This window comes from Bacteroides caccae, assembly GCF_002222615.2.
GTDB lineage: Bacteria > Bacteroidota > Bacteroidia > Bacteroidales > Bacteroidaceae > Bacteroides > Bacteroides caccae.
The window spans coordinates 4,246,337-4,270,552 of record NZ_CP022412.2; the positions used below are offsets into that span (position 1 = coordinate 4,246,337).

Sequence of the window (24,216 nt, forward strand, 5' to 3'; positions counted from 1 at the left end):
GTACATTAAGATAATCGGAATGAAAAACCGGTATGCCAAGAAATGTGTATTCCAGCTATCCTTCCGTATTCTTTTTCCATTTTAAATCGCTATATATCGTGACCAAAAGGTAATAGCAACCTAACCTTTATACAAAATTCATCTTGAAATACTCCCCTACAACTATTTTATTTCATTAGTACATGCTTGGCATAATTTACACTTTCCCGTTTATAAAATCCAACAAGACTGCTCAAACGCTTCAAGAATTCCTGATAGTCTTTCTCCTCCGGCATCATCCATTGCACCTCTGCTAAAGCTGCTATTCGCGGAACCATCATGTATTCTACATGTTCAGGAGTGGCAATATACTCTGTCCACACATTCGCCTGCACACCAAGAATATACTTTTTTTCCTCCTTTTCCAACTCTGTTGCCACCGGCTCAAAACCATATACCTTTTCAACAGTCACTCCGCTGCCCATCGCCAGTGGTTCCTGCGCCTTGTCGTCAGACTGATAATAATCAAAGTACATATAATCATTCGGCGTCATAATCACATCATGTTTCAACTTTGCAGCTTTGATACCTCCCCGTATCCCACGCCATGACATCACCGTAGCATTCGGCGCCACATCACCTTCCAAGATCTCATCCCAGCCAATAATCTGTCGTCCCCTTTCATTGAGATATCGTTCGATACGCTTCATACAATAACTCTGTAACCGGTCTTCGGTAGAATGTTTTCTATCAGTTCTCAAGCCCTCTTTCTTCGCCAATCCCTGACATTTCGGACACATCTCCCAACGAGTTCGGGGAGCTTCATCCCCACCGATATGTATGTACTTGGACGGAAAAAGTTCTATCACCTCTGACAATACACCTTCTAGAAATTCATACGTCTTTTCATTTCCTAAGCAAAGAACATCCGGAAAGACTCCCCAATGACATGCCACTTCATAAGGACCTCCCGTACAACCCAGTTCCGGATAGGCTGCCAGTGCAGCCAACATGTGTCCCGGCAAATCAATCTCGGGGATAACTGTAACATATCGCTCCTGCGCATACTTCACGATCTCCCTTATCTCATCCTGCGTATAAAAACCGCCATAAGGTTTTCCGTCAAACTCTGTCCGGCTAGCGCCAATTCCCGTCTCTTTACGTATAGAACCTATCTCCGTCAACCGGGGATATTTCTTTATTTCAATTCTCCATCCCTGATCTTCCGTCAGATGCCAATGAAAATAATTCATATTGTGCATAGCAAGTAAATCAATATACCGCTTCACAAAGTCGACCGAGAAAAAATGACGTCCCACATCCAGCATCATTCCCCGATAAGCAAATCGGGGAGCGTCTTTAATGACAGCTGCAGGCAAAATGATATCTGAACCATAAGCTATAGCAGGAACAGACTTGCGCAACGTCTGCAAACCATAGAAAACCCCATTGGCAGCCTGCCCTTTTATCGTCACCCTGTCCGGTAGCACAGTCAGTTCATATCCTTCCGGGTTGTCAATCGAAGCATCCAGCCCTAACATAATCACATTCTCGTCATTCCCACCTTGCCCGGGTTCCACTTTCAACCGCCTTCCTGTTGTTTCTTCAATGTATCCGGCAAGGAATTGTGCATTCCTTTCTAAAAGAACATTATCTTCAGGATAAAGAATCCGGGTATCTTTCTCAACAACAAAAGAATTCCCATCTACCATTACTATTTCATGTGGTAAAGGTATTACATTCCTATAGTCCGCCTCCACTCTTTCCGAAATATCGCACGCGGCTATAACAACGAATATCACGCTTATTGTAATCAGTTTCTTCATATCGTTTCTGCTTAGTCGATATTGGGAGTATCCCAGATTTTGTCTTTCTCGCAGTCTATATACAGTATTTCACTGCCACACTTCATGCGGAAACGTCCTTGCTCCAACCGCCATTTCCTATCCTGACCGACAAAAGCCAGATCGCTTCCTTTCAACTTCATAACAACTTTCTTAGTTTCACCCGGTTGTAATTCAACTTTCTCAAAATAACGAAGACGGATCACATCTGGTGAAACACTAGCTGCCAAATCACTGGAATACAACAGGACCGTTTCCTTACCTGCCCTTTCTCCCACGTTCTTTACATCCACTTCAAATATCAGTTCATCATCCGCATTGAAAGTCGTACGATTCACTTTAAAATTACTATACTCATAGGACGTATAACTTAATCCATGTCCAAAGGGCCATTGAATATCCATAACCGCATCATAATTATACTCCCCTTCCATAGTTCCCATCTGTTCACACGGCTTATAATCATACGTAGCAAGCGAATTGATGAATTTCGGATAGGTAAAAGGCAATTTACCGCTAAAGTTCGCATCTCCGGCAATCAAGTCAGCCAACGCATCTCCACCGTAATTTCCCGGCAACATAATATGAACCACCGCTTTTGCCAAAGGTTCTATCTCATGGATTATACGCGGCCGTCCTTCGTTCAGAACCAATATTACCGGCTTTCCTGTTGCCGCAAGTGCTCTCACCAACTCTTTCTGATTGGAAGAAAGATTCAAGTCATTCAGATTTCCCGGAGTCTCACAATACGTATTCTCTCCTATACAAGCTATTATCACATCCGCCCTACCGGCAGCAGTAACTGCCTTTCCTATTTCCGGACGATTTTCTTTCCACCAGTTATCATTAGGATCAGCAACATACGTCACTCCCGGTTCATAGATAATATTTTCCGTACCAAACTTGTTGCATAATGCTTCATAGATAGTATTATAAGCCTGCGCAAATTCATCCGCCAACTCTCCCTGCCAACTGTAAGACCATCCTCCGTTGAGACAACGCATAGCATTGGCGTTCGGACCTGCCAACAATATCTTCGTTCCCTTACGTAAAGGCAAAAGTTCTCCTTCATTTTTCAACAAGACCTCCGATTCCCTAGCAGCTTGCAATGCCACTTCTGCAAACTCCCGACTTCCAAACTTGTCATATTTCCGAATATCCCAGTATGGATTCTCAAACAATCCCAAGCGGAATTTCAAACGTAATACACGTCGTACGGCATCGTCAATACGTTCCATTGAAACAGCCCCTTCCTCAACCAGTTCTTTCAAGTCGATACAAAACTGTCCCTCCGAAGGAATCATTGCCATATCAATACCCGCATTGACAGCCAGCCTGACGGCATCTTTCTTGCTGCTTGCAATATGGTCGCGAAAATACAGATTATTAATATCATTCCAATCGGTCACAATCATTCCATCCCAGTTCAAGTCCTCCTTCAACCATCCGGTCAATAACTCTTTATTGGCATGAAACGCCACCCCGCTATTATTGGCGGAATTGACCATCAGCGACAAGGCACCCGCACGAATCGCCGCCTTGAAAGGAGCAAAGTATTTCTCACGCATGTCAATATCGGTAATAGAAGAAGGAGTACGGTCTTTACCGGAGACTGGAACCCCATATCCCATAAAATGCTTGATACAGGATGAAATATGATATTCATCCACCTTATTCGGATTATCCCCCTGCAAACCACGTACAGCCTGTACAGCCATTTGTGCATTCACATAGGTATCTTCCCCGAAACTTTCCCACATACGCGGCCAACGAGGATCGCGCCCGAGATCCATTACAGGAGCAAATGTCCACGGTACACAACAAGCGCGAGTCTCGTAAGCCGTAATCTCCGCACAACGCCTGGCCAGTTCCCTGTTGAAAGTAGCCGCCATATTGATACCTTGAGGAAAATAAGTAGCGTCTTGCGTATATGAAGCCCCGTGAATTTGATCCAAACCATAAATGCATGGAATCCCGATTTCTTCCAAAGATTTCTTTTGAATCTGTGTGATCACTTCTGCAAACACTTCCTTTTTCTGGCTGACTCCGAAAGGAATATTCAGTAACGAACCTACCTTATATTTGCCAATCACCGTATCCAGTAACGCCTCGCTCAATTTATTATTGTTTTTATCCGTCACTACCCCAATGGTCAGTTCGCACATCTGGCCAATCTTCTCTTCAAGAGTCATGCCTTTCAGCAGTTTCTCTATTTTTCCTTCTATTTCCGGATCTGACGGAATGGCAGGAACCGGTTGTCTTTCGGCACAAGCCGAAAAAATGCTTCCAAACAATAAAGTTGTTAATAGTTTTTTCATGGTAATTCGTATTTATTTAAATTGTAAATTCTCTATATATGGATTGACAAACAGATATTTTCTACAATCAGCCTTCTTTATCTGTCTTCCGTTAAACACAACATTATCAAATGTCACATTCTGTAAAGGAAACTCACGACTTACTCCCCGTACCTGGGCAGGCAGGTATTTGTCGCCTGTGAAAGTTATATTCCGAAAGACAACTCCGGACAAACTTCCTGTATCTGTACCGTCACTTACTATCTCCACAGCAATTGGTCGTCCGCCATACAAGTTCTCAATCTGTATATTCTCGAATAGAATGTCAGACATCCGTCCACCACCGCCAAGCCCCTCGTATATGCCAACACGTGCATTAATAGCCGCACATCCTCCTCTCCAGCCATCATCCCCCTCCTTGCTATCATACAATGCAGGTGTCTCCAATACGATACAATTTCTAAAAGTCACATTCCGGATATAATTCGTGCGAGGTTCACGAGACGTTCCGCACTCCGGGCCGACCAGAAACACATTGGCGCAATCCGTCCAACCGACACAGTTCTCTACCAAAACATCCTCACACCCCATTTTCGCCAGTTCCTGATTCTTGATAGTGATACAATCATCATAATTCCGGAAAAAGCAATTACGTACCCTAACCTCGCGGCTATTACAAACATCCAGTCCGTCCGAGTTCAATATCCAGCTAATCTGTTTTACATTATCAACCAACAAGTCCTGCGAGTTCTTCAACCGGATCGTCCATGCCGGAGAATCAATTAAAGTAACTCCCGATATCTCCACGTTCCGACAATACTCGAAATTTATTAATTGCGTACGCCTCTCATCGCAATGAGTTTCCTTCGCACCACACAAGATTCCTCTCCCTGCAATCCGGACATTTTCTATCCCCTTTCCGACAACATATCCATACACAAAAGCACCCTCGTCCAAATAAAGCGTCTGGTTACTTTTCATCACGATACGTCCAACATCATGCTGCCCGGCCCCGTAATAAAGCACGTCCGGAACATCCTGAGCAGGCTTATCCACATCCGGCAAATCGGGAAACAAAAAAAGATTTTCCGCACGGTCACCGTCAAATTCTACGGAGACTTTCTGCGAAGCATCCGTCAGTTCAAACTCAATTCCGCCCTTTACCCTTTTATAATCTATTCCATAAGATACCGGACGTATCTCGACGTTCCGAAACCGGAAACAGGGTTCGACACGCACCTTCACATTCTTTGCAAAATCCCGGACAAAAAGCGCATAGCTCATCGTATCACGCAACAGTTTCTGATTTTCCCAATCATTCCATATCTGCGGATGTTTCGAGAAAGAAGAAACCAACGCATTACGAACCTCTATCGGTTGCCATATTCCTTTCTCATCTTGAATGAAAACCTTATACGAGCGTTTACGGAATTCGGGTAAATGAATCAATGCATTTTGGGGAGTAACGGACAAAGTTCTTCCCGGCACCGTCCTGTCGTCAGCTTTTAAAGCCACTGCAAACAGTGCAAATAATAAAATCAATATATTTTTCATCGGTCCTCTATTGTTTCACGTTCTTCCAGTGTTCCGGTTCTACATACTCAAAATAATTCCTGATTTCCTTCTCTGTTCCCACATTACGTTCCAATATCGGTCCAAGTATTTTCCCTTCCCGGAATATCGCAGCTTTCACCACGACCGAATCATTGATAATAAAAGGCTTGTCATACCTCAAGGAAGTAGCTCCAGGAATCTTTCCATCTAACGTATAGCGTATCTCAACCGGATATTTCTCCGTATCCAACATCACTTCCATTCCCCCGTGTTCCACCTTGCGGGTAGTCAGTTCTATTTCATCAGTCAACGTAAAAGAATTAATTCCCCTTGCAAGCAATTGCGGAATATGTGCATTCATACGCGGCTTGAAATGCTGCCATTCACGTTTCTCTTCCTGTGTCCATGCCATCTCGGCAATAGCAAGCAAACGAGGAAAAATCATATACTCCAGATGTTTCTCGTCATTAATAAACTCCGCCCATGCACAACCTTGCACCCCAATCACCCGTCCGGCATTCTCCGGACGAATCCAGGCTACGCTATTCGGTTCAAGAAACTTTCCCTGAATCATCTGCTCATTGCGGACAGCGCTTTCCGGAGTAGTGGCAACAGGACAAATGCTATACATTTTCTTTATGGGAGAATATCCGGTCATTGCCCGTGGTTGCGTATCCGGAGTAGCCTGATACCAATCGAAATAAAGTGCGGCACCCGGTGTAAAAACAACCTTATATCCCTTGTTCGCCGCATAAGACGCAAACTCCTGCCCCCGATAAGAGACAACCGTAGAAGCAGGCTGCAACTGATTCTTTGATATTTCATCCCAACCTATCATCATTTTTCCTTTCGACGTAAGAAAGGTTTCCATTCTCCCAATCATGTAACACTGCAATTCATCCCAATCTTTTATCCCTTCCTTCGTCATCAGAGCCCGGCATTTCGGACAATTTTTCCATTCTACTTTGCGGGCTTCATCACCGCCAATATGAACATAAGCCGAAGGAAAAAGGTCGATAACTTCCGTCAGGACATCTTCCATAAAAGTATAGGTCTGCTCATTACCGGCACAAAACTCTCCACCGGCATAAGGTTTGCCCATGCAGCAAAGTTCCGGATAACCGACAAACACTTCATCCGAATGAGCAGGAAACTCAATTTCCGGAATTACCTCAATACATCGTTTTTCCGCATAAGCCACTATCTCCCGTATATCTTCTTTTGTATAATAACCTCCATAAGCGTTGGGGGTTCCTTCAGGTAAATAGGTGCGGTCTTTTTTATCCCACCATTCCACCCACTCACATTGAGTACGGAAAGCGCCCATAGAGGTTAATCGGGGGTATTTGTCTATTTGTATCCGCCACCCGCCGTTATCGGTCAGGTGAAAATGAAATTTATTCAGTTTGTAAAAGGCCATTTCATCCATCAATTTCGTAATTTCCTCTTTAGGGAAGAAATGCCTTGACACATCCACGTGCAACCCGCGATAGCCGAAACGGGGAGTATCTTTAATTTCCACGCAAGGTATTCCACGAGAAGATACCAGTTGCCTTAACGTCTGCTTACCATAAAAAGCCCCTTTCCCGGTAGCCGCATTCAAATGAACAGCCCCGGAAGATACAGACAATTCATATCCTTCATCTCCCAACTCATTATAAGAAGCCGAATCAATATGGCAAGTAATAAACTTATCTGCACCTTCATTTACAAACCTGGTACTATCTATCTCGAAAAAGCCCTCTTTTATCTCCATGTCATTCGGAAGGGGAATCACATTGACTTGCCCCCTGTCCGGAGTACAAGCAACGAGTCCTGCTACCAAACAGTAGCAGTAACCTCCTGCCATTATCCACTTGCCAAATCCTGACAACAATCTGATTTTCATACCTTTCATGTTTTTATTGATGAATAATATCTACATTCTCCGGTTTATCCACCGTCCATTTCCCGGACTGATGAATAGGAGTGCCATTATAAGTCACCTTATCAAATACAAGTCCGCTAATGGTATTGCCATTGGTATAAATCCCCGAAGCCTGACACCTGTCAGCCTCATCAAGAATCTGAATATTCCGGTACGTCACATTCTTTATCAATGCATGGTCCTGATTTGCTTTCTGCCAAATAACCATAGGACGTCCCTTTTGCGAGATATTATCAATCACTATATTCTGAAATGTAATATTCTCGATCGTTCCGGAAGTGGCGCCACCCGAAGGATACTGGGAAATCGAAAGCCCCGCACCGTCACAATTCAACTTGCTACTGCTGGTTTCAAGCAAATTGGTAGGATATTCCATAATCACACAATCCTCTATCGTGCAATCACTTATTCCTGCACGAGTATTTGTCCCGCTCTCGGGACCAATAACAATTCCCCGTGCATAATCCGCCCAAATCAAATTATTCTTTATACGAATATCCCTGGTTGCCGTCACCGAAAGGGAATTCACCTTCAAAGTAATGCAGTCGTCGTATGTACGTATGAAACAATCCTGAATCGTAGCATCCGTCACACTACACAAGTCAATACCGTCTCCATTCAATATCCAACACAGGATATTAATGTTGTCAATCATCACATGGTCGGTGTTATAAACAGACAATGTCCAATTGGGGGAATCAACAACAGTAATGCCGGAAATCGTAAAATAGCCTCTGTTGGACAGCCTGTTGGCATTCGTCTCTATCAACAAGGCACCGTGTGCATAGGTCTCTCCTGTATGAGCCAGTTTGGCACCGGACAAGATTCCGCGTCCCGTAATGGTCACATGGCTGCCGGAGACTGCAACCTTACCATATACAACCGCTCCTTCATCTATATACAGCGTTTCTCCTTCTTTCAATGTAATCCGCTCCGGATTATGTTCACCCGGACCATAATACTTCATACCTGCGGGCAAATTATCCGGGTCGGGACGGTCAGGATCAGGACGATTCGGCAATATCATCAGATTGTAGAACCGGTCACCGTCAAACTCCACAGACACTTTCCGCTTTTCCCACTGCGGCAAAGTAAACTCAATCGTGTTGTCCCCCACATTGACAGGAGTGATTCCATACATACTCGGACGAATTTTCACACTGCCGAAGCTTTTCTTCTTTTGCACTCTGATTTTGACAGGTGCGTCAAAGTCATGCGTAAAGTTCACAAAACTCATCGTATCCCTTAGCCTCTTCGAATTGTTCCAGTCATTCCAAATAGAGCCATGATGTCCCGGAGCATCCGAACAAAGCGCATAATGCACATCAACTTCTTTCCAAGTACCGTCTTTCTGCAGGACAGACACCTTATAATAACGATTTTCTTCCTTTACCGGCGCCTCTTCTTTCAGTGGAATATCCACTGTATGACTTGTCCATTTTGACATCCCGTAGACTGTATAACGATATATCAGTCTGCATGTTCCGTCCACTTCATAGTTGGCAAAATCCACACTCATTTCCAAAGCTTGCCCGGTCTTGATCCCGGCAGGGATAAGCAACGTCTTTTCCACCGTTTCACCATTCTTCAATGCCAGCTTGCAGGCCAAATTCCAACGGCCGGAATCCGACATCGGAAAAACAACAGTCTCTTTTCCCGACTCCTGCTTTGTCACCCGTATCTCCTTGTCAGCAGACAAGTTTCCGACCGATTCCAACTCACCGGAATAAACTCTTACCCGATTTGCCATCCCCGGCAACACAAAAGAAAGCGATTCGAACGCTTCGGGAGCATGTACAAAATCCACTTTCATAACAGAAGTGACCGGTTTCAACGACAATGTATTCCCTTCTTCGGCTACAACCGTCATCTGTCCCATCCATACCTGTGGAATATCTTCATTGACATCCTTCACAGACAGATGATAAGAAGACAAAGGTACACCCGAAGCCATGGAACCCCAAGAAAGGTTCTCCTTACTTTCATACGCCAGTGCCACCATTCGGTCGCCCACAGAAGAAACAAACAAAGAAGCGTTATCCGATGACTCCTGCACCTCCACACACTCTTTGTTTTCAAATACAAACAGCGCATGCGGCCAGTTCTTCAAGTCCTCGGGCGTATACCCCACCTCGTTGCCGAAATCCACCCGGATCCCCTCTTTCTGTTCTTCGTCTATCCTTTGTTCATCGTTCTCGTCAGAGCACGAAAGTAAAAGAACAGGCAACCACAAAACTCCGATGAGGAAAAGCAGCCGATTCACTTCAACAGCTTTTATTTTAATTACTTTCCCAACCTTCATTCTGAACAAGATTATGATTTTTGAATAATTCAACATCCTGAATCGGATAATAATTCATCCGCTCTTCCCATATCCTTTCCTGCACCGTTTTCTTCTCATAAGAGTAAATATACCCTTCCCCGCTCTCGTCCTTTACGGCTGTAATAGAGAGCCCTTCTATCCGGGTCGTTGAAGTTCCTGTCATCCAACGTCTTATATCCCAAAAGCGATGTCCCTCGAAAGCCAGCTCCACACGGCGTTCATTACGCAAACGCTTTTTAAAAGCATCATATCCAGTCGTTTCAACAGCGCTCATATCTACCCTTGTACGAATCATATTTACAGCCTCACGAGGTGATACCGTATACTGAACGTTATCCAAAGTCCCCTTGAAATCCGGTTCTTTTGTTGCTTCCAGCAAAGCCTCCGCATAGTTCAGCAAGACTTCCGCATACCTGAACAAAGGCCATATATGTTGATATGAGGTAGCACTTCCCGTAGTCAGGTCGGTAGCTTCTTTCAAGTGTTTACGTAAATAATAGGAAGTAGGAGAAGCTCCCTCTTTAGGAAGTCCGTTCATCCCTCCGATAAAACTTTCCACTACCTTGTCTTTGAATGTCTGTCCGTTCATCAATACAGTCTGTGCCAATCTCGGGTCTCTCTCCGAAGGTTCCAAAGCTTTGTTGCGATGTTCCGGGTTATTCCAGTCGAACGGAGTGCCATCCCGCATATCAAAAGCCTCAACCAAATTGTGTGAAGGGCACACTCCCGAGTTACCGCCTTCATATCCTATCGGAAAATTGGCACTCTCAAAACTATTGCTCACCCCATTCCATCTGCCAAAAATAAAATCAAGAGAATTGGGATTGTTAATCACCTCTTCACCCGGTTTTTCCTGATAGACATTCAAGTCTATAACCGCTTTGGCAGCCTTGGCGGCCTTCAACCACTTCGCCTGGTTGTCCGTCGAGTTCAACGGACTGGCAGCATACAGCAGCACTCTTGCCTTCAACGCCAACGCCATTCCCTTGGTGGCTCTGCCTACCTCGTCCGTAGAAGTCATTCCCTTAAACGTGACCGGCAGAAACTTCGCAGCCTCGTCACACTCCCCGACAATCCAGTTGACAGCTTCAGCAAATGTAGCAGGCTGCAATTCATTGACTTCCTCCAGAGTAAACTGCCGGTCGGCAATAATAATATTCTTATAACGTTTCAATAACTCAAAATGGAAATAGGCCCTCAATGCCTGTATTTCATAAGGATAAAGCTTCAGTTCCTTTAATTTTTCCTCATATTTCTCCTGATACTTTGCAGCGGGAAAATCTGCCGGACAATGTTCGATGAAATAATTGGCTGCGGCAATCGCCCGGTAATAATATTCCCATACATCGCCTATCGGTGCACTTGTATTCCAGCTACCGTCATAGAATCCTTTGATTCCGTTTGTACTCCAGGCATTCACCGCGTCGTCCGTCGCCGCATCTATCATGGTCGAACACACTTCGCTGTACCCGTCTTTCAGATATCCGTAGACATTGGTAGCAACCGCCTTCGTCCTGTCGAAAGTAGAGAACTGATATTCCACCGAATTATATCCGGATTCATTAAGCTCCAGAAAATCACTACAAGCAGTTGTCATCCACAAGCAAGCTGCCAAAGCCAATAGATTATATTTTTTCATACCTTGCTTCTTGTTTAAAATAAGACATTGATTCCAATCAAATAAGAACGCGATGAAGGATACTCCATATCCATCTGTTCCGGATCCATAATACCGACATGGTCTATCGAAAACAGGTTCATGCCTTTCAGGAACAACCTGCAATCACTCATCCTCATCTTTTCTGCAAACCGGGCAGGAAGTTTGTAAGAAAGTTCCAGCACACGTAATTTCAGATAATCCCCCTTTTCCATCCACAAGCTGCTCGTCTGAAAGTTGTGATTGTTGGAAAGAGTAGTCAGACGCGGATATCGGGCATCCGGGGTGGCATCCGTCCAGCGGTTCTCCAGATAATGTTCAGACACGTTCTTATCATTGCCGTACAACGGATGATAAATACTGGCTAGCATAGTCGATACGGAACGGTGCGCCACTCCCTGAAAATGGGCTTTTATCCCCCAATTTCTATAATCCGCCCCCAATGAAAACCCGTAATAGATTTCGGGCAGAGTGGAATACTGCTGATGGCAATGATCGTAATCGTCAATCTTTCCGTCGCCATTCAAATCCTTGTATTTCACATCTCCCGGTCGAAGTTCGGACTCATACGTAGAAACCGGCAGTCCGGGAAGCAGATTTCCCTGTGCGTCGAAATCTTCCTTCTGATACAGTCCCTCTGCCATCAGCCCGTAAAGTTGCCCGATTGAATTGCCTGTCGCATACATATATTTATAAGGATGATATTCCTCATTGATATTGACTATTTCATTCTTGGCATAAGAAAAATTCCCCTTTATGAAATAACTGAACTTATCAAGCTGCTGTTGCCATCCGAGCGTTATCTCTCCACCATAATTCTTCACTTCACCGGTAAACAACGAACCTACATCCCTACCTACCACAGAAGAATATACTCCACCGGCATACTGTCTGATATTTTTCCTCCGGTTATAGAAAGCGTCTACCTGCATGGAAAGTCCCTTCCAAATCCCGACTTCCACTCCGAAGTTTGCTTTATATTCCTTTTCCGGCTCGATCCCCTTCGAAGGAAAACCACCCTGTGCCAATCCTCCTGTAGAAGTAGTACCTACGAAAATATATTCCTGTCCGGGACCATTGAACTGTTTGTCCATATCATAGAACAGACGGGAATCATTGCCGGTGACACCGAATGAAGCACGCAGTTTCAAATAATCCAACACGGAGAAACGATGCATAAACTCTTCATTGGAAGCAATCCATGCTACGGATACAGCCGGATAAACACGATACTTGTCACCCACCGGCATTTTCAAACTTCCCGAATAAGAGCATACCACATCTGCCAGATAACGGTTGTCATAATTATAAGAGAGATGAGCCATATAATCACGGAATGCATTCGTACCGTTGGCACCGAGATACTTCCGCCGTCCTTGCGAATAAATACCCGCTACATCCAAATGGTGTTTTCCGAAATCTCTCTCATAATTCACTTTTCCCCAGATATAAGTACGCATCACCTGTGCCTGCAAACCACTGGCAAAACTCATTTCCGTATCATTACCATATCGGGAATACGACAAATCCGAAATATTCCCGGCAGCATCACGCACAGGAGTGGCAATAGAATAGGCATAACTCTTGGTTCTGAAGTCCGCTATATCCGCCGAGTTATCATAGGTCACCCTCACTTGTGCGGAAAGTCCCGGAGTAATCATCGACAAATCCTGCTCTATCGTCAAATCCGCAAACAATGTACGCTGCAAAACCTGCCCGTATCCGTTAGCTGCCTGTACTGCAAGCGGATTCGTGAACATCTGGTTCTTTGCCCATACTCCGTTACGGTCATATATAGGCGCGGCTATCACTGGAGTATTATAGACATTCGCAAGGGAAGTACCGCCCGTCGGTTGCTGATACTGCATCAAGCGTCCCATAAGATTCATGCGCGCCATCGTAGTCGGAGAAATGTTCGCTTCAAGATTCGTACGCAGCTTCAAGGCATACATCTCCACCTGTGTAGAATATCCGTCATTCAAATCTGTGTTATTAAAGAATCCGCGGTTGCTCGTATAATTGGCAAATACATAATAGCGCATCCGCTCGTTAGCACCATCAAACGAGAGATTCAAGTCATGATTAAAAGCCGTCTTACGTAAAATCTGATTCTTCCAGTCCACTATAGCCAGAGGAGAAGTCCCGTTCTGTAGTGCCTGTATGTCAGCCTGCGTATAACGGGGAGCAAGCCCGTCATATCCCAACGCTTCATTCACGGCGTTCGCATAAGATACGGCATCCGCCATTCCAGGAATACGGAAAGGAGTCTGTACCGTAAAATTATAACCGACATGCGTGCGCATCTTGTTATTTCCTCCCCTCTTGGTAGTGACGCAGATCACCCCGTCCGTACCACGGTTGCCATACAAAGCCAGTGAAGCAGCATCCTTCAATACGGTTACGCTTTCTATCTCATCCACATTCAGGCTGCCAATCTCTCTTTCCACGCCATCCACCAGCACTAATACCTTGTTTCCTTGATTGGAAGCCATTCCACGTACGTAAATATCAGGGGTAGAATTATACGGAAGCGAACCATTGTGATATACTCCCAACCCCGGAATCAGCCCGTACAATGTATTCAGCGGATTGATTTCTCCGGAAAGTTTCATTTCATCGGCCGACACCCCGTCAATTGCCGCTGTCGTATTCTCTTTCGTCACACGCTGGTCATATCCCAGTTCGAAGAGACGGTTGTCCTTGTCCAGCTTCACCGTCATCACCTCCCCTGTCACTTTCAGTTTACGTTGCAACTGGTTATACTTTTCAAAATTCAGTTCCGCACCTTTGTCAGCCCGGCATTCAATCATACCGTCTTTGTCCGAAAGGAACGACTCGTCATCATTCCCTCCGATGCGCATCATCACTCCCTGCAACGGACGGTTCCACTCATCCACCACACGAATGCGAACATCTATTTTCTGTGCCTTCACCCACGAACATAGTCCGAGAATCAGCATTGCCCCTATTATAAATCTTTTCATCATTGTTTTCATTTTGATTTAACCACTCGTTTTTTACCATCCCGGATTCTGCAAAAGACCATATCCCTTATTAATCTCATCAGAAGGGAATGCGCTCATATACCATTTCGGACTAAAATTCTTTTGCCAGAATCTTGATACAGATTCCACTTTCGGTTGCTCAAAGTTCAGTTGCAGGTTACCTTCGGCAACCGAACCGCTCTTAATCGTCACATTCACTCCATGCAAGGTCTTTTTAAACACATCGGCACGTTTCCAACGGGCAATATCAAACCATCTCACCTCCTCAAAAGCCAGTTCACGGGCACGCTCATCCAGGATTTCCTCACGCAACTCCGCATCACCTTCCAAAGCACATTCGTTATAGACGGGCAACGACTTTCCACTCTGCAAACGATGCAGCAGCGCGTCACTCATGTCGGGAAGCCCTACACGGTTGCGGACTTTGTCAAGCTCTTTATACGCTTTGTCTTTCTGTCCCGTCTCGTTCAGCGCTTCCGCATAGGCCAGATGAATCTCCGCCATTCTCAAATAAGCATAATTGGCAGGGCGGTCATGGAAAGTGGATTGATTGTAATCCCACAAGAACTTACGTATACAAAATCCCGAAGGCGCACGTCCCCCGTCTGTTTCCGAACCTCTTTCCAGACCGCCAATCCACATTTCCGCCGGACGACTTTGAAAATGATCCCCCACAATCATGACCGTTTCATACAGACGGGGATCACGGTCTGTAAACGGATTATTATCTATCGTACCTATTGAACCGTTTTTTTCTATCCACTCTTCATAAGAAGTTTTTTCTCCAGTGGCAGAAGTAAACATATCTACATAATCCAGCGTAACCGCACCTCCGCCATATCCTCGTCCCGCATTTCCGTTCGTATCACTGGAAGGACCGAAATACATCCGGTGATAAGAATCCCCGAAAGTTCTAAGATTACGGAAAGTAGCTATCAGAATCTCACTGTTATAACGATCGGCATAACATCCGGAGAAAGCCTTCCGATATCCCTCCGCATCCCGCGTCTCCGGTTGTACCAACTGGTATACATTCCCGTTCCTGGCATTCTCTGCAAAGAACTCTTCACAAGCCGTTACCACTCTCTCCCACCGTTTCCGCTCATAATTGCCATACCACACCATCTTGTCGATATCCTCCGCCGGTATCTTGCCGACATTGCCTGCTACGGGGCTACAAGCCTCCAAATAAGGTTGATTCGCATTAAAAAGCGGACTGGCTGCCAGCAAAAGCACCCTGACCTTCAATCCCAATGCAGCAGCTTTGGTAAAACGCCCGTCATCTACGGCAGCTACCCGCCATGGCAATTTATTAGCTGCATCGTCACATAAGTTTATAATAAATTCGACTGTTTTCTCGAATGTCTTTCTTGAAAAGTCCACTTCCAAGCTATTAGATGCGTCTATAGAAGAATAAAGCAGAGGAACTCCTCCAAAATGACGTAGCAATTCATGATACTGACAAGCAATAATCATCTGCGCCTCCCCTTTACGTACATTCTTTTCTGCTTCGGTCATATCAGGAACCCGGTCTACATTCTCAATATACAGATATGCTTTACGAATCCCCCTCCATGTCACATCCTGGTTGGGATAGAATCCCATTTTCGTACTTGAGGCCGTATTCTCTGTCTCCGAACTATACGACCCGTTATAATAAGTCGGATAAACACCTCCCCAATTACAATGTGAATTCATGATATCCGTCAATGCGTCCAAATTGTCCCAACCCAGCTTGTTTCCTGCCTGCTGATGTTCAAAATTTCCGTCATTTGCATGTACGGTCAACCCCGTGCGGAGTGTTGCATAGGCTGAGTTCAACGCCCGGTCTGCATAAAGTTTTGAAGAAAATATAGTGTCAATCGTCACATCCACTCCCGGCGCTTTCTCCAGAAAAGCATCACCGAAAGCCAAATCACTGCAAGAGCCCAACATACAACTGGCAGCCATCACCGAAAAATATATAATAACCTTTTTCATACTCTATCGTTTTAAAATGAAATATTGACTCCAAAATTGTAAATCCGTATATTCGGATAGTTATTATTTCCTCCGTCAGTGACTCCTTCCGGGTCAATATCTATATCATTCAAATCGGAGAACAAAGTCAACAAGTTGTAACCGTTACAATAGAACCGGACTGATTCAATCCCCACTTTCTTCAGGAAATCCTTCTGGGGAAGTGTATAGGAAATCTCCGCGGTTTTTAGACGAAGATAAGAACCGTTCATCAGCCACAAGTCAGAAGTTTGCAGATAATGCGACTTATTCATGAACGTCAACCGTGGAAAGCGTGAATTCGGATTCTCTTCCGTCCATCGCCCGTCTGCAAGAAATTTGAGCAACATACGGCTGTTCGTACTGCCGAACGCATTCCGGTATTCACCGTCCAGTATTCTGGATGCATTCATTGCTGCTGTCCACTGCATCGAGAATTCAAAGTTCTTCCATTTAAGACCGCCTAGAAAACCGAATACATAATCCGGACGTTCGGCATATCCGAAGCGGGTTTTATCATCACCGTTTATCACACCGTCTCCATTCAAGTCTTTGAACAAAGCATCTCCCGGGCGGGGAGTGCCCAATGCCATTTGCGGCAGAATCTGCCGGCCGTTCTCATCCTTTTTCAGGTTGCCATCCGCATCGAAGTCATCTTTTTGTAAAAAACGGTCGAAGATATATCCGTAAGTCAAACCGGTGCTCCGTCCCGTTTCAGCCATATAAGGCTCGTTGGGCACTACCTCGTCCATATAAATAATCTTGTTTTTCGCATAAGAGACATTCGCTTTCAGCCAATAGTCCACCTTGCCCGCCCGGTCGTTCCACCCGAGCGACAATTCATAGCCGTGGTTGTTTACCTTACCCAAGTTGATTTTAGGCAGATTGATATCGGTAATGGCCGGCAACGTGTTGCGGGTAGACAATATATCCTTTCTTTTTTCAAAGAAAACATCGGCAGTCAGACTCAAACGGGAATCAAACATTTTGAGGTCAATACCATAATTCTGTTTTGCCACCTTTTCCCAAGTCACATCCGGATTACCCATCGTATTTTCTTTCGCGTCCGGAAGCAATCCCGTACCGCCGTCTTTTCCGAACTGCCAACTGCCCTGTCCTTTTGCTACTGTATTATAACCGCTCCATGCACCTGCCATATAAAGGAAACGGGCATTTTCCATTTTATCATTACCTACGATACCATAAGAAGCACGCAGTTTCAGGAAATCAATAACTTTCTGTTTCTTCATGAATTTCTCCTCCGAGAGAATCCAACCGGCAGAAACCGCTGGGAAAAAACCGAAGCGCTTATCCGGTGCAAAATTTTCCGAACCGTTATATCCTGCATTCAAGTCCACCATATATCGCTTCTTGTATGCATACGTCATACGTCCCACATACCCTACATAGGCTGTCGGTATATCCATATAAAACACTTTTCCGTCTATTTTCGTTTCCGGATAATATTTTTTAGACTGGTTGTACAAGAACAATGCCGATACATCATGGTCACCGAATGAACGGCTGTAGTTCAGGCTGAACTCTCCGTACCAGTTACGTCCCCTGCCAACCTCTTCACCGTAACTCATCTGTTCGTGCAGTCCGCTGACTCCATCCGTCTGATATACAATGGTACGGTCGAAACGCGGATCCCAAAAGTCCATTCCCGGTGTTTCTATCGAACCCAGATAAATCGGTGTACACATGCTGTCCGCTCCCGAAGGCGTCCGAGAAGCTTTCACATTATAGTTTGTGTTATAAGCACCTTTTATATTCATGCTCAATCCCGGAGTTATAAAATCCAGTTTCTGCTCAAGAGCCAAGTCTAGATTCAATACATTGTCCGTATCCACATTATATCCATAATTGTAATAATAGTCCAACGGACACGAACGTTCACCGATAGAAATATATCTATTGGAATAGATATTGGAAATTAGTTTTCCATCCACTATCCCGGGGCTGGAGAAAGGAGTTGACCACAGTACTTTTCTCCACAATTCATCCGTCCGAGGTTCTCTTTTTGCACCGACATGTCCGCCGATATTCACTTTCAACAAAGTAGATTTTGTAATATCAATATCCACATTCGAACGATAATTGAAACGCTTGTATTGATAGTTAGGGTCATAAGACTCTCCCAACTGCTTCAACATACCGTCTTGCAACAGATATCCCAAAGAGACAAAATAACGGAAACGCTCACCGCCACCCGACAACGTCAGGTTATGCTGTGTCTGCCAAGCAAGGTTCTTGAAAAGATAATCGTTCCAGTCAACATTGGGAAACATAATAGGATCTTCATTCGTTCTGAACATATCTATCACAAATGGCGAGAAGCCCAATTGAGATTCCGTCAACGAGGGATTGTCACTTAGTTGCGCTTCATTATATAAGGTAGCATACGTATAACTGTCCACCCCTTTCAGGTTACGCAGAGCCTGGGTCAATCCGAATGAAGAATTCAATGAAATCACCGGTTTTCCGGATACACCGCGACGCGTAGTGACCAACACAACACCATTCGCTCCACGCACACCGAATACAGCCGTGGAAGCCGCGTCCTTCAAAACCGTAATACTTTCTATTTCGTGCGAGTCCATCTGAAAGAAAGAACGCTCCACCCCGTCCACCAAAATCAACGGTTTGGAAAGTTCGTCCGACAAGGACCCCGTGCCACGTATATATATGGAAGGATTCTCCGCTCCCGGCTGACCGGACGGCTGTATGGATGAAAGTCCGGTGACAGCTCCCGAAAGCGCATTTGCTACACTGCCACTGGGAGATTTCAACAGCTCTTTCGTGTCAATGGAAGAAATAGCCGCAGTAACGGACATCTTACTTTGTTTACCGTAAGCAATGATCTGTACTTCCTCCAAGGTTTGAGAATCTTCCGCCAATCGGATAGTGAATCCGGTTGTTTTAGCAGGGGCCGCTTCTTTCGAAGCGTACCCCATATATGAAACTTCGAACACTATGGGAGAGATATTATCCGGAATATCCAATGCAAAATTACCATCTATGTCCGTAATCGTCCCGATAGTAGAACCTTTCACTTTAACAGTAGCTCCTACCAAAGGCTCGGACGTCCTGTCGTCCACCACTTTCCCTTTGTAGAGCCTGTTCTTGTTGATATTTGTTGCTGATGGGACTTCCATGATCTCATGCAGAGTATCGTTTCCAGCCACTGCCATTACAGGAAACAATGACAGGCATGCAACAAACAGATACTTGTGTTTTTTCATAATGTTCTCTATTTAGTATTAATTATTTTGCGTCAAATGCCATAACAAATACAGAGCCGTCTGTATCCTGTCCTGCAACCAGCTTACCGTCCACCATAAGCCCTGGTTTCCATGAACCACTCTGCCAGTCGGTTACGCCTACACACATAATGTCTTTCCAGCCCATCTTATTAAGTACGTATGCAGCCTGCAAAGGCGTCAGTTCCGAATCACCCTCATTTTCTTTACTCACAATTGCAATAGCTACCTTACCATCGAAAGTTTTTCCTATCATGATAAACTGACCATACACATTATCACCCATACTATCACTGAATCCATTGTTGCCCAATACCTGCTTGTAAGTGAGCGCCTGTCCGTCTTTGGCAAAGCAAGGATAACCGTAAGCTGCAGATACTACATTCCAGTCACCGCTCAAATAGTTATGACAATCGTAAGTCAACACATTTGGAAAGTTATAAGGTTCTGCATAAACTTCTCCCAAATCTTCGCTGGTATTAGCCTCATAGAATTTAACCTTATGCAATTTTGTTTTGCTTCCACCCGTATTCATAGTGGCTATATCACACAAGAGCTTACCTTCTGCCGTAAATCCGAAATGCCAACCAAACTGAATATTCTCCGGCTGTTTCTCTATCCAAGGCAATTGCCAAGAATATACCTTATTATTGCCATACAGAATACCTCTTCCGCCCTGACTACCTTTAGAGCCGATAGCACGACCGGTCACAGTCACCAATCCTTTCACCTCAGACAATGTGAGACTATTCTGATCGTCTATTTCCATTCTACCTTTTACTTTAGCAGCATCCATCGTAAGTACTGTAAGATTCACATTCTCATAGTTTTCAAGTCCCGGATAAGTTGCAGGATCTTTCAGATCTCCCAATACCGCCATCGCTTCCGTCTGCGTCATTCCCGGATAATCCTCATTAGGGTTCCACCAGTCGGGATTCGGTTTCTTGGTAGGTTTCTGTTTAATCACATTATTCAGCAGCGTCGCTCTCATGATTGTGATATAAGGATATTTCTCCTTCACGGTTGCATCTGTGATGTCGACAAATCCCAAATCTTTTGCCGGAGTCATAATAGCCGAATAATCAATCCTCAATGTATAGGGACGGTTGCTGCCTGCCACTTTAATATTTACTGTAGCCGGTTCATCAGAAAGGTCGAATACGACAGTCTCAACCGTAGCGCCCGCCATTAATGCGCCCTCTGCAAAGTTCAGTTTGACGTTGCTTCTATCCATATTCCGGTCATAAGTGATCACAAGCTCTTTTGTCGCATTGTTTACTGTCAGTTTATATCCGCCATCTACCGTAATTTTGGAAGAGTCAACAATCGGTAACGCATTGGAAGTTACTATTACCTTATATTTCACCGTTTTCCCGTCCGGTCCCTTAAAATATAAGTCAGGATCATCCGTCATATCATAACTATTCACATCTGTAGGATAGGTGAGCTGATAACCGGTATTTACTTCAACTGTCAGTTTACAACCAGAAAAATTCTCGGCCTGGTCAAAAGCAAACGTAATCGTAGTACCGTCTACAGCACCCTGTACTTTTTCTCCGTCAGCTTCCACCTGCACTGATTTGAAAGGAGTCGTTGCGGTTGTTCCGCCATCACCTTCATCACCCATCTCATCATCACTGTCCGAGCAGGAAACGCCCAACATTATTCCCAAAATAGAGAATAACATCCAAAAACATCTTTTTAGAAATAAAGATTCTGTTTTCATAATCTTAGAAATTAATTAATAATAATGTTATGTTTTCATAGCCGGATTATCGGGCTATCGACGCAGCAAAAGTAGGTTTCATCTAACGAAAAAAGGTCGAAAATTTACCGGAAAAACTCTCTAAAGTATAGAAATACGCACTTTTTGCCGAAATTTTGTTTTTGTAGCCTCTTTTACTCTTTCGATATCGTCGACTGATTCACATCTTTTATGGAAGAGTTATCAAACTGATGCTTCTTCTTTCCGAAAGTGAATCGATAATTCAATGACAGACCAATGATATAGTCATCTATACGAGGCGTACGGGAAATACTTCTCTGTATATATTCCGCTTGCGTAATGTAATGCTTATGTTTTGCTTTGTATGGATTACTGACATTGAGAGAAATATGTAAGTTATTAATGCTATATTGCACGTTAAAATCCAACCTGTGAGGGTTATGATAGATGTCGCCGTTGAAACTCATACTTTTTGAAGGGGACATATAGCCTAAATAAACATACCATCCCTTATTTCTCCAATAAATGCTACAAGGCCAGAAAAAGCTATTATAAGACTTTTTTTCTCCTACATCTATGTTTGTATGATCGTAAATACCCAAGGCTCTGAAGAATAATTTTTGCGGAATAATGGCATAGTCTAAAACGACCTCACTGTGCGACCACAGGCAACTTCCTCCATTAAAAGATTGGAAAACGAATGTATTTCTGTCGGAGTCATAGCGATGGAGAGAATAGTCTTGGTTAGAAAGAGCTTCAAATGACGAATAGATAATAAAAGTCCAACGTTTGCTGACGTTCCAATTATACCTCAATGTGCCATTATATCTCAAGTAATTTTTCAGTTCCGGATTTCCTACGAATAGTTCATATTCATTCATTCGATATTCATATCCGGTACGGTCAGAAAGGCTGGGTTCTCCACTCCTTACCGTTCCGGTCAGCTGCAGAGAGTGCTTCTTGTAATCGTAAGATAACTTCAGGAAGGGAACGAACGCAGTAGTAGTCACACTATTTCCATTCGTTTTGGTATAAGACACTTCTTCTGCCACTTTAAGTTGAAGATTGAACCGCTTTTTTATTTTATAATTATACAAGACAGATAGTCTTGTGTTACTTTGCTTTAAAAAGTGGTCGGACACTTCCCCCTGCATCGTGTTCAAATCATCCGTATGAGTATAATTCTGATAAACTGCCAGCGTTAATGCGGAATTGTTCTTGAATGTTTTTGAATAGTTTACGTCTACATTTCCATACCAACTTTTTTCATCCGTTCCGTTGCGATAGGCGGAAACAGCTGTTTCTCCCTCTCGTTGCTCATACCAACGGTCATACCGGTTATCTCCGTGACTTCCATAAAGACATAACTTTATTTTCTGTCTGCGAGGCAAGTCACGTATATAATTAAGTTGGAGCGCCGGATTTAAGCTTGTAGAATTTCTCCTTTCCTGTTTAGTCAGGAGTAGGGGATTATTACTATATTGCTGGCTGACCCAATTATCGATGTCGCTACTCTTTCTATTCATTCGGAGCGAACTGTAAAATATTTGTTTTTTATCTTTGAAGATGTAGTTCATGTACGCCTGTAGGTCGTTGTTGTTGTTCGACGAAGGCAGTTGCTTGTCTGTTCTGACAATAGCTTCGTTCGGGAATAGATAGGTGGTCTCCAATACACTTTCCGGATGGGATTTGAAGTGATTATAGTTGTCCGCCACCGAAACTGTCCACTCTGATTTGCCTTCAAAGAACTGAATCGTTCCTCGCCCGTTGCCTGTGAGGCGGTTTAATTGGTGATTGGCGTTCAATGCCACCGAACCTGCATAATCCCTCTCTTTCAATATATAATCAAATATCACATCCGCTTCCGGATAATCGGGACGGCTTTGCGAATAAAAATCAATCCGCTTGATATCATTAGGATTCAAATTCTGCACTTCGCCCGACGTAGCTTCACGGCCGTCAATGCACAATAACACATTCTTGCCAAAATATGAGATAGAGGAGCTATTCGCAGTAACTCCGGGAATCATTAACATTTCTACCGTATTGTAACCATTATAGGCATGGCGCAACTGGGCGCGGGTAAGATAATACATCGTCTTGTCTTCCATCTTTATTTCATTGGACCCCAGTACCGTCACTTCCTGAAGCTGCTCCACCTGTTTATCCAACCGGATATCTCCCAAACGTACGAAAGATTCTTTTGTCGGATATAAGGTCAATATCGTCTCCTTGTAGCCGAGATAGTTGAACCGCAGTTGGTATCTTTGCTCTTTCAGGGGGAGCCGCAACGTAAAAAGCCCTTTCATATTGGTTGTGACGCCTGCAACAAATATTGTATCCGAGGTATAACAACGTACGGTAGCCGACTCCAAGTCTTGTTTTTCATCACCTAACAAGTGCCCTTGCACTTGCATCGTTTGGGCTGTTATTGAAAAAGAAAAGAAGAAGAAGAGTAACAACATGATAAAATAAAGTTTCTTCATAATATTATTAATCGTTTGAATAATAAACTCTTATAACCTTTGGCAATTAGCAACTAATAATCGCATACAAAGAAGCGAATTACTAACCGAAAAAAGGTCGAAAATTTACCGGAAAAACTCTCTAAAGTATGGGAATATGCACTTTTGGGAACATATT

Annotated in this window: 11 protein-coding genes; all 11 read right to left on the bottom strand. The window is 44.1% G+C overall.

Annotation, left to right across the window (positions count from 1 at the left end; all coding sequences use genetic code 11):
* Positions 1-167: 167 nt before the first annotated feature.
* The 11 genes from CGC64_RS17365 to CGC64_RS17415 all read right to left on the bottom strand — a co-directional run bounded on the left by CGC64_RS17365 (position 168) and on the right by CGC64_RS17415 (position 24,059).
* A complete protein-coding gene (locus tag CGC64_RS17365) occupies positions 168-1,805 on the bottom strand; it encodes a beta-N-acetylhexosaminidase (protein ID WP_004323198.1) in 1,638 nt (545 codons plus the stop codon).
* Between the two features lie 11 nt (positions 1,806-1,816).
* Positions 1,817-4,141, bottom strand: coding sequence for a glycoside hydrolase family 3 N-terminal domain-containing protein (locus CGC64_RS17370; RefSeq protein WP_096037496.1), 2,325 nt, complete (start codon positions 4,139-4,141; stop codon positions 1,817-1,819).
* A gap of 12 nt (positions 4,142-4,153) precedes the next feature.
* A complete protein-coding gene (locus CGC64_RS17375) occupies positions 4,154-5,674 on the bottom strand; it encodes a glycosyl hydrolase family 28 protein (RefSeq protein ID WP_005679463.1) in 1,521 nt (506 codons plus the stop codon).
* A 7-nt stretch (positions 5,675-5,681) separates the two neighbouring features.
* Positions 5,682-7,562 carry a beta-N-acetylhexosaminidase gene (locus tag CGC64_RS17380; RefSeq protein WP_004323201.1) on the bottom strand — a complete coding sequence of 627 codons (1,881 nt, stop codon included), beginning with the start codon at positions 7,560-7,562 and terminating at the stop codon, positions 5,682-5,684.
* A gap of 13 nt (positions 7,563-7,575) precedes the next feature.
* Positions 7,576-9,903 (bottom strand): glycosyl hydrolase family 28 protein, encoded by a 2,328-nt coding sequence (locus tag CGC64_RS17385; protein WP_004323202.1) that lies wholly within the window; start codon positions 9,901-9,903, stop codon positions 7,576-7,578.
* Entirely contained in the window at positions 9,881-11,563 is a 1,683-nt protein-coding gene (locus CGC64_RS17390) for a RagB/SusD family nutrient uptake outer membrane protein (RefSeq protein ID WP_005679465.1), read from the bottom strand. The genes CGC64_RS17385 and CGC64_RS17390 overlap by 23 nt, the downstream gene beginning before the upstream one ends.
* Positions 11,564-11,577: 14 nt before the next feature.
* Positions 11,578-14,568, bottom strand: coding sequence for a SusC/RagA family TonB-linked outer membrane protein (locus CGC64_RS17395; protein WP_105094994.1), 2,991 nt, complete (start codon positions 14,566-14,568; stop codon positions 11,578-11,580).
* Between the two features lie 30 nt (positions 14,569-14,598).
* Positions 14,599-16,566 (bottom strand): RagB/SusD family nutrient uptake outer membrane protein, encoded by a 1,968-nt coding sequence (locus CGC64_RS17400; RefSeq protein ID WP_004323205.1) that lies wholly within the window; start codon positions 16,564-16,566, stop codon positions 14,599-14,601.
* Positions 16,567-16,577: 11 nt separating this feature from the next.
* A complete protein-coding gene (locus CGC64_RS17405) occupies positions 16,578-19,829 on the bottom strand; it encodes a SusC/RagA family TonB-linked outer membrane protein (RefSeq protein ID WP_005679469.1) in 3,252 nt (1,083 codons plus the stop codon).
* Between the two features lie 22 nt (positions 19,830-19,851).
* Positions 19,852-21,534, bottom strand: a complete 1,683-nt coding sequence (locus CGC64_RS17410; RefSeq protein WP_004323207.1) for a hypothetical protein — start codon at positions 21,532-21,534, stop codon at positions 19,852-19,854.
* Between the two features lie 212 nt (positions 21,535-21,746).
* Positions 21,747-24,059, bottom strand: a complete 2,313-nt coding sequence (locus tag CGC64_RS17415) for an outer membrane beta-barrel protein (RefSeq protein WP_005679471.1) — start codon at positions 24,057-24,059, stop codon at positions 21,747-21,749.
* Positions 24,060-24,216: the final 157 nt, after the last annotated feature.

Bases quoted from the DNA above. Each gene is read 5' to 3' on its own strand.
- CGC64_RS17380 (WP_004323201.1), bottom strand. From the start codon at position 7,562: ATGAAAATCAGATTGTTGTCAGGATTTGGCAAGTGGATAATGGCAGGA.
- CGC64_RS17385 (WP_004323202.1), bottom strand. From the start codon at position 9,903: ATGAAGGTTGGGAAAGTAATTAAAATAAAAGCTGTTGAAGTGAATCGG.
- CGC64_RS17395 (WP_105094994.1), bottom strand. From the start codon at position 14,568: ATGATGAAAAGATTTATAATAGGGGCAATGCTGATTCTCGGACTATGT.
- CGC64_RS17375 (WP_005679463.1), bottom strand. From the start codon at position 5,674: ATGAAAAATATATTGATTTTATTATTTGCACTGTTTGCAGTGGCTTTA.
- CGC64_RS17370 (WP_096037496.1), bottom strand. From the start codon at position 4,141: ATGAAAAAACTATTAACAACTTTATTGTTTGGAAGCATTTTTTCGGCT.
- CGC64_RS17415 (WP_005679471.1), bottom strand. From the start codon at position 24,059: ATGAAGAAACTTTATTTTATCATGTTGTTACTCTTCTTCTTCTTTTCT.
- CGC64_RS17405 (WP_005679469.1), bottom strand. From the start codon at position 19,829: ATGAAAAAACACAAGTATCTGTTTGTTGCATGCCTGTCATTGTTTCCT.
- CGC64_RS17410 (WP_004323207.1), bottom strand. From the start codon at position 21,534: ATGTTATTCTCTATTTTGGGAATAATGTTGGGCGTTTCCTGCTCGGAC.
- CGC64_RS17390 (WP_005679465.1), bottom strand. From the start codon at position 11,563: ATGAAAAAATATAATCTATTGGCTTTGGCAGCTTGCTTGTGGATGACA.
- CGC64_RS17365 (WP_004323198.1), bottom strand. From the start codon at position 1,805: ATGAAGAAACTGATTACAATAAGCGTGATATTCGTTGTTATAGCCGCG.
- CGC64_RS17400 (WP_004323205.1), bottom strand. From the start codon at position 16,566: ATGAAAAAGGTTATTATATATTTTTCGGTGATGGCTGCCAGTTGTATG.